This window comes from Streptomyces sp. P5F9 (assembly GCF_057961495.1).
This window is the reverse complement of sequence record NZ_JBXVPZ010000058.1, coordinates 15,879-32,009: the sequence shown is the minus strand read 5'-3', so window position 1 is coordinate 32,009 and position 16,131 is coordinate 15,879. Positions and strand designations below refer to the sequence as shown.

Below are 16,131 nucleotides of genomic sequence, written 5' to 3'. Positions count from 1 at the left end.
CTCCCCGGGGGCGGTGAGGGCGGGTTCCAGGTCCGGTTCGGTCAGCGCTTCGGTCAGGGCCTCCGGCAGGATGACCACGAACTCCGCGCCACCGCCGAACGCCTCCGTCACCACCGCGCTGCCGCCCTGCCGTTCGGCGAGCCGACGCACCAGGGAGAGGCCGATCCCGCGCTTGCCGTGGGCCGGTGGCTTCTTCGTGGACCACCCCTCGGTGAAGATCAACTCCCGTTGTTCTTCCGGGATTCCGGGGCCCGTGTCGCGCACCCGGAGCACTGCGGTACGCCCTTCCGTCCGCAATTCGGCCTCCACGCGTGCGTGCGGTGTGCCCGCGACGGCGTCGAGCGCGTTGTCCACCAGGTTGCCGACGACCGTGACCAGCCCGCGCGGGTCGATCAGCCGGTCGGGCAGCCAGGTCCGGTCGGAGATCCACAGGGCGACGCCCCGCTCGGCCGCGACGGTCGCCTTGCCCACCAACAGGGCGGCGAGCAGCGGGTCCTGGATCTTCTCGGTGACCTGCTCGGCGGTGGCCCGGTGATCGCCGACCACCTCCCCGACGAAGTCCACGGCGTCGTCGTACATCTCCAGTTCGAGCAGCCCCAGCAGGGTGTGCATACGGTTGGCGTGCTCGTGGTCCTGGGCGCGCAGGGCGTCGATCAGACCGTGCGTCGAGTCCAACTCCCGGCCGAGCTGCTCCAGTTCGGTGCGGTCGCGCAGGGTGGCCACGGCGCCCCCGTCGTCGGTGGGCATCCGGTTGGTGACCAGGACCCGTTGACCGCGCACGGCGAGCAGGTCGGTGCCGATGACCCGGCCGGCCAGGACGTCGGTCGTACGGCCCTCACCGAGCGCCTCGTCCAGGGAGCGGCCGACCGCCTCGTCGCCGATGCCCAGCAGCCGCCGCGCCTCGTCGTTCAGGAGCCGTATGCGGCCCGCGCGGTCCAGGGCGACGACGCCTTCCCGGATGCCGTGCAGCATCGCCTCGCGCTCCGAGAGCAGCGCCGAGATGTCAGAGAAGGCCAGGTCCCGGGTCTGCCGCTGGACCCTCCGGGAGATCAGCCAGGCCGCCAGCGCACCCACGGCGAGAGCGCCCCCGGCGTACGCCAGAAGCCCCGGGATCGCGCTGATCAACTGCGCGCGGACGCTGTCGTACTTGATGCCCACGGAGACGGCCCCGACGACCGTGCCGTCGGCGGCCCGCAGAGGCACCTTGCCGCGGGCCGAGCGGCCCAGGGTGCCCTTGTCGATCTCTTTGACCTCCTGACCGGCCAGGGGCTGGCCGGGAGAGGTCGAGACGAAACGGCCGATCTCGCTCGGAGTCGTGTGCGACCACCGCATGCCCCGCCAGTCCATCACCACCACGTACTCGGCCTTGGTGGCCTTCCGGATCCGCTCCGCCTCCTTCTGCACGGGTCCGTCCACGCTCGGCGGGGTGTCCTGGATGTCCTTGACGATCTGCGGCTGCTGCGCGGTGGTCTGGGCGATGGCCAGGGCGCGGTTCATCGCCTCCTGGTCCAGCTGTTTGCTCAGCGGCGCGAGGAACAGCCCGGTCGCCAGGACCGCGACTCCCGCGGCGATCGCCAGCTGCATCAGCAGCACCTGCGAGAACACCCGCCGCGGCAGCCCGAGGCGACGGCGGCGTGCGGGGGGAGTGGGGCTCATACCCCTGACGGTACGTGCCGGGGCGGGGGCTGCCCCAGGGGTGTGGCGTGGATCTCTTGACCAGTTCTTGGGGAAAGCGGCCTCCAGTAGAGGGCGATTTCCCGCGGAAGCCAGTCGGGCGGCCCAGTACCGGGCGGGTCAGCCCGCCAGCGCCGTCGTCAGCTCGCGCACCGCCACCACGTCCATCCGCGCCGGTGCGCCGAGGACAGACGCCCCGCAGCTCTCCGGGCGGGGCGGAAGGGACGCCCCCTGGGCGACGATCACGCGCCAGTGGCGTCCGTCGGTGTGTGCGACGGTCACCTCCCAGCGCGGTGCGCCGCCGTCCGTCCGTACGACGCTCAGGGCGTCCATCGCGTACTCGCCCGCCGCCCTCCGCACGGCCAGCTCCGCCGCCTGTCCGGGCCGTTCCCAGGCCGAAGAGCCCCGGCAGCCCTCGACGACCACACGGCCCTCCTGGACGCCCTGGAGGATCTCCTTGATGCCGTGCGCCTGGACCCGCCCGTACGCGTAGCCGTACGGCAGGACGAGCACCGTCGGCGAGAAGCGGTGACCGCCCAGATGGGTGACCTCCCAGGCGCCCTCGACCCCGGAGGTGGCCAGTTCGGCGGCGAGGGGACGGCCGAGGAGTGCGCAGCAGCGGTCGCGCTTGCCGTTGGTGCAGACGAGCGCGAGCGGGGCACCGGTGTGGGCCCGCCCGCCGAGCGCCGGGCCGAACGAGCGCGGGTCGCCCGCGCCGAGGGCCGCGAAATCGAGGGCGAGGAGCTGGCGAGGGTCCTCGGTCGTGGCGCTGTGCAGCCACACGTTTCCGGGGACGGTGTGGGCCGCGTACACCTGGCGCACCCGTGACGGCGCGGGATCGGCGTGCCGACCGGGGCGCCGGATGAGCGCGACCCGTACGCCCGTGTCCGTGGCGGCCGCTTGCAGGGCACGCCCCAACGCGGGGTCCAGGTGGCTCGAAGTGAGCGCTTTGGCACCCCAAGGACCGGGCTGTTCCATCAGCAGCCACGTCGTCGCCGTGGCTGCGGTTCCGGAAATGGGCTCGTCGAGGTCCCGAGAGACGGTCGCGCACGTACTCACAGAGGTGAGCCTAACCTGACTTGACCCAGGGTGACTTCCGGCCGCACTCGTGTCCTACTCCGGTAGGGGTTGAGGCGGCCTGGGGCCTACGTAGTGACCGCTCGGCCGCATGCGCAGCGGGCGCTCCCCGTACTCCTCCAGGGCGTGCGCGATCCACCCCGCGGTACGGGCGACCGCGAAGATCGTCTCGCCCGCCGTGGAGGGCATCCCGGAGGAGACGGTGAGCACGGCGAGCGCCAGGTCGACGTTGGCGTGCAGTGGGGTGTGGCGGGCGGTGGTGGCGACGATGTCGCGGGCCGCGGCGAGGGCGGGCGCGGCGCCTGGGATCTCCTTCAGGAGGGCGAACAGGGCACGCGCGCGTGGGTCTTCGCCCGGGTAGAGCCGGTGCCCGAGTCCGGGGATGCGGCGGCCGGCGCGCAGTTCGTCCGCGACCACCGGGGCGGCGGTGCCCTGGTCGAGCACGTCGAGCAGCAGCCGGTGCGCCAGGCCGCTGGCGGCGCCGTGCAGGGGGCCTTCGAGCACTCCCAGGCCGGAGGAGACGGCCGCGTAGGGGTGCGCGCGGGCAGAGGCGGCGACGCGCACCGCGAGCGTCGACGCGGCCAGGTCGTGGTCGACGAGCAGCCCAAGTGCCGTGTTCAGGACGTGCAGTGACGCCTCGTCAGTCCCCTGACCGCTCAGCCGTGCCCACAGGCGGTGGGCCAGCGGACCCTCGTCGCGATGCCCGCGCCGTACCGGAGGCAGGGCCGCGACGAGGGTGGGGATGAGGATGCGCGCGGTGCCGAGCACGGCGTCCTCGGACAGGTCGAAGCGCAGCGGGTCCGCGGTCGCCGCCGCGATGGCCGCGACCCGCAACCGGTCGGTGGGGCCGGTGTGTTCGGGCAGCGCGTCCACGGCGCGCCGCGCGACGGCGACGGCCGCCTTGGGCGCGGTGAACGTGATTCCGGGGCGCAACTCCCCGGTCCACAGCCACTCGGCGATCTCCTCGTAGGAGTGGCGCGCGGCCAGCTCGGTCGCGTCGACGCCCCGGAAGTAGTACCGGTCCTTCTCGATGAGCGTGATCCGGGTCCGCACGGACAGCTCACCCCCGGAACCCGAACTCCCGCTGCTCTCCCGCCTGTTGCGCCGGGCGAGCGCCTCCACCTCCTTGGCGTCGAAGGTGCTGCCCCGCCCGCCGGGTTCGCGCCTGCTGCTCAGCTGCCCGCGACTCACGTACGCGTACACGGTGTCCGGCTTCACGCCGAGCAACTCGGCGGTCTCCTTGGTGGTCAGCCGTCGCTCGGGGTGACCGGGAGCGGGTTCTTGATCGCGCATGGAGGTCACGGTATCCACTTCTTGCTTAGGTTGATTCAATCAATATTGACAGAGATTGAGTCAACCATGGACATTTGAATCAAGTCCAGGGAGGAAACATGTCCATCAACAGGGCCGCAGCCACTCGTATCGAGGTTCCGCGGGGACTCGCGGGCGTCGTCGTCACCGACACCCGAATCGGTGACGTCCGAGGGACCGAGGGCTTTTACCACTACCGCCAGTACTCCGCCGTCGAACTCGCGCAGACCCGCGGCTTCGAGGACGTCTGGCATCTCCTCGCCCACGGCGAACTGCCGGACACCGAGCGGAGCGTGGCCTTCGCCGCCGAGACCGCGGCGCTGCGCCGGCTGCCGGACGAGGTGCGGGCCGCGCTGCCCGCGGTGGCGGCGGCGAGCGGCACGTCCGGACCGCTGTCCGGGATGCGTACGGCCTTGTCGCTGCTCGGCGCCGCGAAGGGCTTCCGGCCGGTGTACGACATCGACGCGGACGCGCGCCGCCGTGACACCCTCGTGGCGTCCGCGGCCGTACCGACACTGCTGACCGCGCTGTACCGGCTGGGGCAGGGACTCGATCCCGTAGAGCCGCGCGAGGACCTCTCCTATGCGGCCAACTACCTCTACATGCTGACGGGTTCGGAGCCGGACAAGCAGCAGGCCAGGGCGATCGAGCAATACTTGATCTCAACCATTGACCACGGATTCAATGCGTCAACCTTCACCGCGCGGGTCATCGCGTCGACGGGGGCGGATGTGGCGGCCTGTCTGGTCGGGGCCGTAGGGGCGCTCTCAGGTCCGCTGCACGGGGGTGCGCCCAGTCGTGCCCTGGACACCCTGGACGCGATCGGAACCCCGGACCGTATCGACCCCTGGATCCGCGAACGCGTCCTCGCCGGCGACCGCATCATGGGCTTCGGACACGCGATCTACCGCACGGAGGACCCGCGTTCCCGGATGCTGCGCGAGGTCGCCCAGCAGTTCGGCGGCCCGCGGGTCGACTTTGCCGTGGAGGTCGAGCGCCAGGTCGAGAGGATCCTCGCGGAACTGAAGCCGGGACGTGAGCTCCACACGAACGTCGAGTTCTACGCGGGGCTGGTCATGGAACTCTGCGGGCTGCCGCGGGAGATGTTCACACCTACGTTCGCGGCCGCGCGGGTGGTGGGGTGGAGCGCGAACGTGGTGGAGCAGGCGGAGGACTCGAAGATCATTCGGCCGGTTGCGCGGTATGTGGGGGTGGAGGCGCCGGTGGCGGTCCCGGAGGTGGCCTGAGCGATTGCGTGAGGCCCGGCACCGGTCTGGTGCCGGACCTCACGAAGTGATGGTCGAGCGCTGCTCGGCGGGGTGGGTGCCGGTCGTCTCGAAGCGTTCCCGTTGCGTCAGGGGTTGTGCGCAGGGTGAAGGTGGTGCGAGTGGCGAGCGGGCCTGCGGGGACTCGTCTTCCGGAGGTTGCCCCTCAAGTGGGGCTGCCGAGTGGACCTCAACAGTTGACGGTGCAGTCCATGGTGCGGCCCTGCCGTTCCTATTCGTCCGGGATGTCGGCCTTGGCGCGCAGAAGCGTGTCGCGGCTGATGATCACGATGCGTTCATAGTCCGCGCGCGCGGCGTCAGGGGGAAGTTCCTGATCGAGCGCCGCCGTGGCCTCTGTCCCGATGACGGCGAAGCGTCCGTCACTCAGTTCGAAAATGTCCGGGCATGTATCGCCGGACAGACTGCCTCGTTCGCGTGGGGACGCACCGATGCGGCGCACGATGTTCAAAGAGATCCCTGTCCTTCGGAGGGGCGGGTGGTGCCCATCTGGGCGGGGACAGGGTAGCCCTCGACGTTGTCCGGTCCCGACGGCGGGTCCCGGATGGCATGTCTTGTTGACGGCGTGTCAACTCCTCTTATTCTTCTGGAGGTTCGCCGACAACCCACCACTCTTCTGTGTCCGCTTCGTCCAAATCGTGGATCAGGCGGTCCACCATTCGGCCCACTTTGGCCTCGATCGACTCTGCCTTGAGGCTGGCTCGATGGGGATGGTGGGCGCGCCAGTAGTCACGAAAGATGGTGTTCTGGCAGATGGTCCGGAGGTGGCCGTGCAGTTCCTCCCAGTTGACGATGCCCACGCGGTAGGCGAGCAGGGCGTTGTTGTACAGGGCGTTCGCGAACAGGTACTGGCGCTGCTGTGTGGGTGAGTCCACCTGAACGTTGCTGTACACGGCGGCCAGGTCCGGATCCTCCATGGCCTTGGTCAGGAGGTAGAATTGCAGCCGCTGCTGTTCCGTCAGCATCGACTGCCTGTCGCTCTGTTCCACTTCGGTGACGCGCAGGCGAAGCTCCTCGAACTTGCGTCGCTGTGCGACGAGCGCCGCGAGTGCCCCCGCGGCGAAGGCGAGTCCTACGGTGGCGGCGGCACTGGGCCCTCGCATCCCGCGTTTCTGTGTGGCCATGTCAACCCCCGAATCAGGCGGCCGTCCGCCGGTCGTCGGGGTGCGGGTCGACTGATGGGGACCGGCGAGCGATGGGCGGCGCTTGCCGTCTCCCAGAGTGCCGAGCGGCTCTGATCGGCAGGGAGGCGGAGAGGAGGCGCACGGAGGGAAGCGAGGGTCGCACGAACCGGCGCCTTCCCCAACGTCTGCCCCGCAAGTGCTGCTAACAATCGTTCACTTCGCGGCGATTCTTCCGGCTCGTATCCTGGGGCGGCATTCAACCTCCGTACGTGCGCCGGACCGCGAGCCGGTGCACGCGTCGGCGTGAAAGAGGTCGCACGTTGAGCCAGCAGAGCCCGAGCGCACGCCCGAGCCAGAGCCCGGACCCGAGTCCGAGTACGCATCCGGCGTCAGCCCCGGGCACGGATCCGAGCCCCCGGCAGATCCCCGTCCTCGTCCTCGCCGGATTCCTCGGCTCCGGCAAGACGACCCTGCTCAACCACCTCCTGCACCGCAGCGGAGGCAGCCGTATCGGAGCGATCGTCAACGACTTCGGGGCGATCGAGATCGACGCGCTGGCCGTGGCCGGGGCGCTCGGGGACTCGACCGTGTCGCTCGGCAACGGATGCCTGTGCTGTGCCGTCGACGCCGGCGAACTCGACGTCTATCTGGAGCGGCTCGCCCGGCCCTCCGCCGGTATCGACGTCATCGTCATCGAGGCCAGCGGACTCGCCGAACCGGAGGAACTGGTCCGCATGCTGCTCGCCAGCGAACACCCGGGGATCGTCTACGGCGGGCTCGTCGAGGTCGTCGACGCCGCCGAGTTCGACGACACGCGCGCGAAGCACCCCGAGATCGACCGGCATCTCGCCCTCGCCGACCTCGTCGTCGTCAACAAGCTGGACCGGGCGGTCGACGCCCCGCGCGTCCTCGGACTCGTCCGCTCGCTCACCGACCGTGCCGCCGTCGTGCCCGCCACCTACGGCCGTATCGACCCCGAGTTCCTCTTCGACTGCCGGCCGAACGAGGAGCGTATGGGGCAGCTGACCTTCGACGACCTGCACGAGCACACCGGCGATGGCCATGGCGGCGACGCGCACGCCGACCACCTGCACGCCGCCTACGACAGCCTCTCCTTCGCCTCCGAATCGCCCCTGGACCCGCGCAGGCTCATGGCATTCCTCGACAGTCGGCCCGAGGGGCTCTACCGCATCAAGGGATACGTCGACTTCGGCGCCCACGATTCGCGCAATCGGTACGCCGTGCACGCCGTCGGACGGTTCCTGCGGTTCTATCCCGAGCCCTGGGGCAGTGGTGACGCCCGGTCGACCCAGCTCGTGCTCATCGGAACCGGCCTCGACATGGCCACGCTCGGCAAGGAGCTGGAGGCGTGCAAGAACGGCGACGCCCCACACGCCGACGAGCGCGGCATGTGGGGCGTCCTGCGTTACGTACAGGAAGCGGAGTCGGCCCAGGAGGCGGACCGACAACCCGAATTCGAGCCGGAGTTGGACCCGGATCCGGAACTGGACGACTGACGGCCGGCGCTACACCGGCCCCGCCACCACCGACACTGTCTTCGCGAGTGACACGCCCGAGCCGTCGCGTCGCGGGTCCATCTCCGGGAGTTCCGCCGGTGTGCCGTCCCGTTGGGCGGCCTTGGCCGGTACGGCGCCCGCCCAGGCCAGGGAGAGGCAGTCCTCGCCCTTCAGGAAGCGCTGGCAGCGGACGCCGCCGGTGGCGCGGCCCTTGCGGGGGTACTGGTCGAACGGGGTCAGCTTGGCCGTCGTCTGGACGGAGTCGTCCAGCGTGCCGCGCGAGCCCGCGACCGTGAAGACGACCGCGTCCACGGCGGGGTCGACGGCCGTGAAGGAGATGACCTTCGCGCCCTCGGTGAGTTTGATGCCCGCCATGCCCCCGGCCGCGCGGCCCTGGGGGCGCACCTGGGAGGCCTGGTAGCGCAGCAGCTGGGCGTCGTCCGCGATGAAGACCAGGTCCTCCTCGCCAGTGCGCAACTCGACGGCGCCGACGATCCGGTCGCCGTCCTTGAGCGTGATGACCTCCAACTCCTCCTTGTTCGTGGGGTAGTCGGGGACCACGCGCTTGACGACGCCCTGCTCCGTGCCGATGGCGAGGCCGGGGGAGGACTCGTCGAGGGTCGTCAGGCAGATGACCGTCTCGCCCTCGTCCAGGGAGACGAACTCCGAGATCGGCGCGCCGCCGGAGAGGTTCGGCGCGGCGGCCGTCTCCGGGAGCTGGGGGAGGTCGACGACGTTGATCCGCAGGAGGCGGCCGGCCGAGGTGACCGCGCCCAGCTCGCCGCGGGCCGTCGCCGGGACCGCCGAGACGATCACGTCGTGCTTGGTGCGCCGGGCCTCGGAGTCCTCCGGGAAGGGCTCGCCGTTCGCCGTACGGGCCAGCAGACCCGTCGAGGAGAGCAGCACCCGGCACGGGTCGTCGGCGACCTGGAGCGGCACGGTGGCGGCGGGGGCGCCCGCCGACTCCAGCAGGACCGTACGCCGGTCGGTGCCGAACTTCTTCGCCACCGCGGCCAGTTCGGTCGAGACCAGCTTGCGCAGCTCGGCGTCGGACTCCAGGATGCGGGTCAACTCCGCGATCTCCGCGTTGAGTCGCTCCATCTCCGACTCCAGCTCGATCCGGTCGAACCGGGTGAGCCGGCGCAGCGGCGTGTCCAGGATGTACTGCGTCTGGATGTCGCTCAGCGAGAAGCGCTCCATCAGACTCTGCTTCGCCTGCGCGGAGTTGTCGCTGGAGCGGATGATCCGGATGACCTCATCGATGTCGATGAGCGCGGTGAGCAGACCCTCCACCAGGTGGAGACGGTCGCGCCGCTTGGTGCGGCGGAACTCGCTGCGGCGCCGTACGACGTTGAAGCGGTGGTCGAGATAGACCTCCAGGAGTTCCTTGAGGCCGAGCGTGAGAGGCTGCCCGTCCACCAGGGCAACGTTGTTGATGCCGAAGGACTCCTCCATCGGCGTCAGCTTGTAGAGCTGCTCCAGGACCGCTTCCGGTACGAAGCCGTTCTTGATCTCGATGACCAGGCGCAGGCCGTGCGCGCGGTCGGTGAGGTCCTTGACGTCGGCGATGCCCTGCAGCTTCTTCGCGCCGACCAGGTCCTTGATCTTGGCGATCACCTTCTCGGGGCCTACGGAGAAGGGCAGTTCGGTGACGATGAGGCCCTTGCGGCGTGCCGTCACGTTGTCCACGGCGACCGTGGCGCGGATCTTGAAGGTGCCGCGGCCCGTCTCGTACGCGTCCCGGATACCGGTGAGGCCGACGATCCTGCCCCCCGTGGGCAGGTCGGGACCGGGGACGTGCCGCATCAGGCTGTCCAGGTCCGCGTTCGGATAGCGGATCAAGTGCCGGGCGGCGGCGATGACTTCGCCCAGGTTGTGCGGCGGCATGTTGGTGGCCATGCCGACGGCGATGCCCGACGAGCCGTTCACCAGGAGGTTCGGGAAGGCGGCGGGCAGGGCCACCGGCTCCTGCTCCTGGCCGTCGTAGTTCGGGGTGAAGTCGACCGTGTCCTCGTCGATCGACTCGGTCATCAGGTTGGCCGCTTCGGACGGCCGGCACTCGGTGTACCGCATGGCGGCCGGCGGGTCGTCGTTGCCCAGCGAGCCGAAGTTGCCGTGGCCGTCGGCCAGCGGCACGCGCATGGAGAAGGGCTGTGCCATGCGCACCAGGGCGTCGTAGATCGACGCGTCCCCGTGCGGGTGCAGCTTGCCCATTACTTCACCGACGACACGAGCACACTTGACGTACCCCCGGTCGGGGCGCAGGCCCATCTCGTCCATCTGGTAGACGATCCGTCGGTGAACCGGCTTCAGGCCGTCCCGGGCGTCCGGCAGGGCTCGGGAGTAGATGACCGAGTACGCGTACTCAAGGTAGGAGCCCTGCATCTCGTCGACGACGTCGATGTCGAGGATCCGCTCCTCGAACGAGTCGTCGGGCGGCGGGGTCTTCGTGCTGCGGCGGGCCATCGCTGCCGGCTCCTCTTTTCTGGTCGCTCGCCTGGGGGTCGCTCCCCTTCGGCTCACTCTTGCTGAAGCGTGAACGGGGTCTTGACGTGAACCATTGTGGACCGCGGCACTGACAACGCGGACCAGGACCCGGCGTTGCCCGCTCGGGTCCGTCGCCGGCGGCTGCCGAGCGAGTCCACGTGTGCGACTGCCCGCAGGCTACGCGATCTCGCTCTCGGCGTACGTCCGCCGGGAACTTCGCCGACGGTCCGCACGCTTGCATACAGTGGCGGGACGAGCAGGATTTCTGCGGTTCCAGCCAGAGAATCCGCGATCGAAGGGACGTACATGCCCATGGGTCACACGGCCACCGCCGAGGCAGGGTCCGGCGGTCTGACAGCGACCGAACACCGCTTGGCCAACGGTCTGCGCGTGGTCCTCTCCGAGGACCACCTGACCCCGGTCGCGGCGGTGTGCCTCTGGTACGACGTCGGTTCCCGCCACGAGGTCAAGGGGCGTACCGGCCTGGCTCACCTCTTCGAGCACCTGATGTTCCAGGGCTCCGGACAGGTGAAGGGCAACGGCCACTTCGAACTGGTGCAGGGCGCGGGCGGTTCGCTCAACGGCACCACCAGCTTCGAGCGCACGAACTACTTCGAGACCATGCCCACCCACCAGTTGGAGCTCGCGCTCTGGCTGGAGGCCGACCGCATGGGCTCCTTGCTGGCCGCCCTGGACGAGGAGTCCATGGAGAACCAGCGGGACGTCGTCAAGAACGAGCGCCGCCAGCGCTACGACAACGTGCCCTACGGGACCGCGTTCGAGAAACTGACCGCCCTCGCCTACCCGGAGGGCCACCCGTACCACCACACGCCCATCGGCTCCATGGCGGACCTGGACGCGGCCACCCTGGAGGACGCCCGCGCGTTCTTCCGCACCTACTACGCGCCCAACAACGCGGTCCTGTCCGTGGTCGGCGACATCGACCCCGAGCAGACGCTCGCCTGGATCGAGAAGTACTTCGGTTCCATCGCGTCGCACGACGGCAAGCCGACGCCTCGTGAGGGCGTGCTGCCCGACACGATGGGCGGGGAGCTGCGCGAGGTCGTCGTCGAGGAGGTCCCGGCCCGCGCCCTGATGTGTGCCTACCGGCTCCCGGAGGACGGCACGCGCGCGTCCGACGCGGCCGACCTCGCCCTCACCATCTTGGGCGGCGGCGAGTCCTCGCTCCTTTACAACCGCCTTGTACGGCGCGACCGTACGGCCGTCGCGGCGGGCTTCGGTCTGCTGAGGCTGGCCGGGGCGCCCTCCCTGGGGTGGCTGGACGTCAAGACGTCAGGGGACGTCGAGGTGCCGGTGATCGAGGCCGCCATCGACGAGGAGCTCGCCCGGTTCGCCGAGGAGGGCCCCACGGCCGAGGAAATGGAGCGCGCCCAGGCCCAGTTGGAGCGCGAGTGGCTGGACCGGCTCGGCACGGTCGCGGGCCGCGCCGACGAACTGTGCCGGTACGCCGTCCTGTTCGGCGACCCGCAGCTCGCCCTGACCGCCGTGCAGCGCGTCCTCGACGTGACGGCGGAGGAGGTGCAGGAGGTCGCCAAGGCCCGCCTGCGCCCCGACAACCGCGCGGTGCTCGTCTACGAGCCGATCGCGGACGAGGATGACGAAGCAGAGGCCGGCGACGAGAACGAGGAGGCGGCCAAGTGACCGAGCTCGCCACGATGGAATTCCACCCGCAGCCGCAGGCCGGCGAGGCCAGGCCGTGGGCCTTCCCGGCCCCGGAGCGCGGGACGCTCGGCAACGGCCTGACCGTGCTGCGCTGCCACCGGCCCGGCCAGCAGGTCGTCGCCGTCGAGGTGCTCCTGGACGCGCCTCTGGACGCCGAACCGGCCGGCCTGGACGGTGTCGCCACGATCACCGCGCGGGCCTTCTCCGAGGGCACCGACAAGCACTCCGCCGAGGAGTTCGCCGCCGAGCTGGAGCGCTCCGGCGCCACCCTCGACGCGCACGCCGACCACCCGGGGCTGCGTCTGAGCCTGGAGGTCCCGGCCTCGCGCCTGGCCAAGGGGCTCGGCCTGCTCTCCGACGCGCTGCGGGCACCCGCCTTCGCGGACAGTGAGATCGAGCGGCTGGTCCGCAACCGCCTCGACGAGATCCCGCACGAGACGGCCAACCCGTCCCGCCGCGCGGCCAAGGAGCTCTCCAAGGAGCTGTTCCCGGCGACCTCGCGCATGTCGCGTCCGCGCCAGGGCACCGAGGAGACCGTCCAGAAGATCGACTCCGGGGCCGTACGCGCCTTCTACGAGCGGCACGTCCGCCCGGCGACGGCCACTGTCGTGGTCGTCGGCGACCTCACGGGCATCGACCTGGACGCGCTCCTCGCCGACACCCTGGGCTCGTGGACGGGCTCCACCGCGCAGCCGCGTCCCGTGCCGCCGGTGACCGCCGACGACACCGGGCGGGTCGTGATCGTGCACCGCCCCGGCGCCGTCCAGACGCAGTTGCTCATCGGCCGCGTCGGAGCCGACCGGCACGACCGCGTGTGGCCCGCCCAGGTGCTCGGCACGTACTGCCTCGGCGGCACCCTCACCTCCCGCCTGGACCGCGTCCTGCGCGAGGAGAAGGGCTACACCTACGGTGTGCGGGCGTTCGGCCAGGTGCTGCGTTCGGCACCCGACGGCACGGGCGCCTCGATGCTCGCCATCAGCGGCTCCGTGGACACCCCGAACACCGGTCCCGCGCTGGACGACCTGTGGACGGTGCTCCGCAGGCTCGCCGAGGGCGGACTCACCGACGCCGAGCGGGACATCGCCGTACAGAACCTCGTCGGGGTGGCGCCGCTCAAGTACGAGACCGCCGCGGCCGTCGCCAGCACGCTGGCCGACCAGGTCGAGCAGCACCTGCCCGACGACTACCAGGCGACGCTGTACCAGCAGCTCGCCGCGACCGGCACCGTGGAGGCCACCGCGGCGGTCGTGAACGCCTTCCCGGTGGACCGTCTGGTGACGATCCTGGTCGGCGACGCGGAGCAGATCAAGGCGCCCGTGGAGGCTCTCGGCATCGGTGAAGTGACCGTCGTCGCGGCCGAGTAGACGACCCGTAGCGAGCCGACGAGCGGCACGCGCGCGTGGGGGCCCTGGTGACTGAAGAGTCACCAGGGCCCCCTAATGTCCGAATTGGGGGAGAGGTTGCCCGTCTGCCCTGTGGCATGTGCAACAAAACCCGTGATCCGTTTGGGGATTGAAAGTGGCCCGCCTTAGCGTCGGTGCGGCTGTCCGTCAGGCACCGCGCCGCACTCGCGGCACCGGACAGTCATCGCCGAGTCCCCGTACGGCGCGAGCCAGGGGAGCCGGGGACCCACGTCCCTGGGGTGAATCGGACGCCCGCGCGCCCAGCGAGGGTGTCCGTAGGAGACCTTCCTGCTCCGAACCCGTCAGCTAACCCGGTAGGCGAGAAGGAAGGAAAGGACCAGCCACTCCATGGCGTTCACCCGCGCCACCGGGAAGCACCGTCGCCCGAGCCGGACCCACCGCACCACCGTTCGTGCCGCGAGTGTCGCGGCTCTCGCCACCTCCGGCGTCGTAGGCACCCTGGCCGCCGCCCCGGCGTTCGCCGCGGAGCCCGCCGCCGAGCAGACCGGTCTCACGCCCGTCATCGCCATCGGTGACTCCGTGGCCGACAAGATCGACGCCCAGGCCGTCGCCCAGCAGCAGGCCGCGGACGAAGCGCTGGCCAAGGAGGTCGCCCGCGCCAAGGCCGCCGCACTGGCCAAGGCGGAGCGCGAGGCAGCGGTACGCGCCGCCCGCGCCGCCGAGCGCAAGAAGCTCAACACCTTCGTCGCGCCGGTCACCGGCTCGTACGTCTCCACCGGCTACAAGACCGGCGGTTCCCTGTGGTCCTCCGGTGCCCACACCGGCATCGACTTCCACGCCTCGACCGGCACCTCCGTGCACGCGGTCGGCTCCGGCACCGTCGTCGAGGCCGGCTGGGGCGGCTCGTACGGCAATCAAGTGGTGATCAAGATGGCTGACGGCATGTACACCATGTACGGCCACCTGTCGTCCATCGGCGTCTCCGTCGGCCAGACGGTCACCCCGGGCCAGCAGATCGGCCTCTCCGGAGCGACCGGCAACGTCACCGGCCCGCACCTCCACTTCGAGGCCCGCACGACCGCCGAGTACGGCTCCGACGTCGACCCCGTCGCCTACCTCCGCAAGCACGGTGTGAACGTCTGACGGCGCACCGCCGCACTTCCCGAAGCCCTGGCCCGCGCGGCCGGGGCTTTCGGCGTTTCCGGAGCCCTCCTGTCCAAAAAATATCCATGGATTCCGGCCCGCCATCGGAAATTCCCGCTCATTGCAATAGAGTCACGGAACACACGTCAATCGTCGACGTTTCACGGGGATTAAGGCGGAGGTCGGACATGCGTATTCCGGCGCACTCGGTATGCACGGCGATCCGGGACGACATCGTCGCCGGTGTCTACGAGCGCGGCAGCCGCCTCACGGAGGAACTCCTCGCGCGCCGGTACGGGGTCTCGCGCGTCCCCGTCCGGGAGGCCCTGCGCACGCTGGAGGCCGAGGGATTCGTCGTGACCCGGCGGCACGCGGGCGCGTGCGTCGCGGAGCCGACCGAGCAGGAGGCCGCCGACCTGCTGGAGATGCGGATGCTGCTGGAGCCGCTCGGCGCCTCGCGGGCCGCCCAGCGGCGCACCGAGGCCCACCTCAAGGTGCTGCGCGGCCTCGTCAGGCTGGGCCAGGAGCGCGCCAGGCGGGGCAACAGCGAGGATCTGCGCTCCCTGGGCAGCTGGTTCCACGAGACGCTGGCACAGGCCTCCGGAAGCCCCGCGCTGACCTCGATGCTGACCCAGCTGCGGCACAAGATCGCCTGGATGTACGCGGTGGACGCCCCGGCCAACCCCGTGGAGTCCTGGGCCGAGCACGGGGCCATCGTGGACGCGGTGGCGCGTGGCGACAGCGAGCGTGCCCGGGCGATCACCGCCCTGCACACCGAGCGCGCGGGCACCGCGCACCGGCTGCGCTTTCCCGGCGGCGCGAACGGCACGGACCGTGTGAGGACTTCGCAACCTCCCGTAAACATGTCGGGCCTGCGGCATTAACACGGGCGCCGTATACAAAGAGAGGCTAATTCGCGGGGGATTATTTATGCTGCCCACAAGTGGAATTGCGAAGGGCTCGCCCGGTAATTCGGACGAGCCCTTCGAGGTTGCGTGCAGTGTTTTGCGGCGAAAAGCACCGCAACCATCAATTGAGGAACCCTCACGGCGCGCAACCACCTCCGCGAGAGCGGCGCCGGTTCAGGCGCAAAGGGGGGCGTGCTCAGACGGTCTCGGGGAGTTCCTCAAGACCTTCCGCGACCAGCTTCGCCAGTCGGTCGAGGGCCGCGTCCGCGCCCTCGGCGTCCGACGCGAGGACGATCTCCTCGCCGCCCTGGGCGCCCAGGCCCAGAACCGCGAGCATGGAGGCCGCGTTGACGGGGTTGCCGTCGGCCTTGGCGATCGTCACGGGGATACCTGCGGCCGTGGTGGCCCGGACGAAGATGGAGGCGGGGCGGGCGTGAAGGCCCTCCGCCCAGCCGACGTTGACGCGGCGCTCAGCCATGTGATGCTGCCCTTCAGAGTCTCAGGGTTGTCTAGACCAGTTTCCCACACGTGAAGCGACCCCGGACCGGCCTTGCGAACCG

At 70.3% G+C, this 16,131-nt stretch carries 13 protein-coding genes and 1 riboswitch; of the genes, 6 read left to right on the top strand and 7 right to left on the bottom strand.

Features of this window, described 5'->3' with window-relative positions:
* From AC31A1_RS13060 to AC31A1_RS13050, 3 genes are all read right to left on the bottom strand, one after another.
* On the bottom strand, positions 1-1,656 hold a 1,656-nt coding region (locus AC31A1_RS13060), incomplete at its 3' end, for a sensor histidine kinase (RefSeq protein WP_489653446.1).
* Positions 1,657-1,794: 138 nt separating this feature from the next.
* Positions 1,795-2,733 (bottom strand): ferredoxin family protein, encoded by a 939-nt coding sequence (locus tag AC31A1_RS13055; protein WP_489653445.1) that lies wholly within the window; start codon positions 2,731-2,733, stop codon positions 1,795-1,797.
* A gap of 54 nt (positions 2,734-2,787) precedes the next feature.
* Entirely contained in the window at positions 2,788-4,044 is a 1,257-nt protein-coding gene (locus AC31A1_RS13050; RefSeq protein WP_489653444.1) for a citrate/2-methylcitrate synthase, read from the bottom strand.
* A 98-nt stretch (positions 4,045-4,142) separates the two neighbouring features.
* On the opposite strand from AC31A1_RS13050, the gene AC31A1_RS13045 reads away from it, so the two are divergent.
* Complete coding sequence (locus tag AC31A1_RS13045) at positions 4,143-5,309, top strand: citrate synthase/methylcitrate synthase (protein WP_489653443.1); 1,167 nt, start codon at positions 4,143-4,145, stop codon at positions 5,307-5,309.
* Between the two features lie 250 nt (positions 5,310-5,559).
* Here AC31A1_RS13045 and AC31A1_RS13040 read toward each other — a convergent pair whose 3' ends face one another.
* Positions 5,560-5,796: a hypothetical protein gene (locus AC31A1_RS13040; RefSeq protein WP_026179195.1), complete on the bottom strand. Its 237-nt coding sequence runs from the start codon at positions 5,794-5,796 to the stop codon at positions 5,560-5,562.
* A 127-nt stretch (positions 5,797-5,923) separates the two neighbouring features.
* A complete protein-coding gene (locus tag AC31A1_RS13035; protein ID WP_489653442.1) occupies positions 5,924-6,469 on the bottom strand; it encodes a DUF6082 family protein in 546 nt (181 codons plus the stop codon).
* Between the two features lie 422 nt (positions 6,470-6,891).
* On the opposite strand from AC31A1_RS13035, the gene AC31A1_RS13030 reads away from it, so the two are divergent.
* Positions 6,892-7,986, top strand: a complete 1,095-nt coding sequence (locus AC31A1_RS13030) for a CobW family GTP-binding protein (protein WP_489653447.1) — start codon at positions 6,892-6,894, stop codon at positions 7,984-7,986.
* A 9-nt stretch (positions 7,987-7,995) separates the two neighbouring features.
* Here AC31A1_RS13030 and AC31A1_RS13025 read toward each other — a convergent pair whose 3' ends face one another.
* Positions 7,996-10,452 carry a DNA gyrase/topoisomerase IV subunit A gene (locus AC31A1_RS13025; protein WP_489653441.1) on the bottom strand — a complete coding sequence of 819 codons (2,457 nt, stop codon included), beginning with the start codon at positions 10,450-10,452 and terminating at the stop codon, positions 7,996-7,998.
* Positions 10,453-10,779: 327 nt separating this feature from the next.
* Here AC31A1_RS13025 and AC31A1_RS13020 point away from each other — a divergent pair, with 327 nt between their 5' ends.
* From AC31A1_RS13020 to AC31A1_RS13005, 4 genes are all read left to right on the top strand, one after another.
* Positions 10,780-12,135 (top strand): M16 family metallopeptidase, encoded by a 1,356-nt coding sequence (locus tag AC31A1_RS13020; RefSeq protein WP_489653440.1) that lies wholly within the window; start codon positions 10,780-10,782, stop codon positions 12,133-12,135.
* The gene (locus tag AC31A1_RS13015) at positions 12,132-13,520 is read left to right on the top strand and encodes a M16 family metallopeptidase (RefSeq protein ID WP_489653439.1); all 1,389 of its coding nucleotides are present in this window, start codon (positions 12,132-12,134) and stop codon (positions 13,518-13,520) included. The genes AC31A1_RS13020 and AC31A1_RS13015 overlap by 4 nt, the downstream gene beginning before the upstream one ends.
* Before the next feature lie 214 nt (positions 13,521-13,734).
* Positions 13,735-13,894: riboswitch (cyclic di-AMP (ydaO/yuaA leader) on the top strand.
* 13 nt (positions 13,895-13,907) lie between these two features.
* Positions 13,908-14,663 carry a M23 family metallopeptidase gene (locus AC31A1_RS13010; RefSeq protein ID WP_489653438.1) on the top strand — a complete coding sequence of 252 codons (756 nt, stop codon included), beginning with the start codon at positions 13,908-13,910 and terminating at the stop codon, positions 14,661-14,663.
* 188 nt (positions 14,664-14,851) lie between these two features.
* Positions 14,852-15,547, top strand: coding sequence for a GntR family transcriptional regulator (locus AC31A1_RS13005; protein ID WP_019061038.1), 696 nt, complete (start codon positions 14,852-14,854; stop codon positions 15,545-15,547).
* A 220-nt stretch (positions 15,548-15,767) separates the two neighbouring features.
* Here AC31A1_RS13005 and AC31A1_RS13000 read toward each other — a convergent pair whose 3' ends face one another.
* Complete coding sequence (locus AC31A1_RS13000; RefSeq protein WP_019072943.1) at positions 15,768-16,049, bottom strand: HPr family phosphocarrier protein; 282 nt, start codon at positions 16,047-16,049, stop codon at positions 15,768-15,770.
* Between the last annotated feature and the right edge of the window lie 82 nt (positions 16,050-16,131).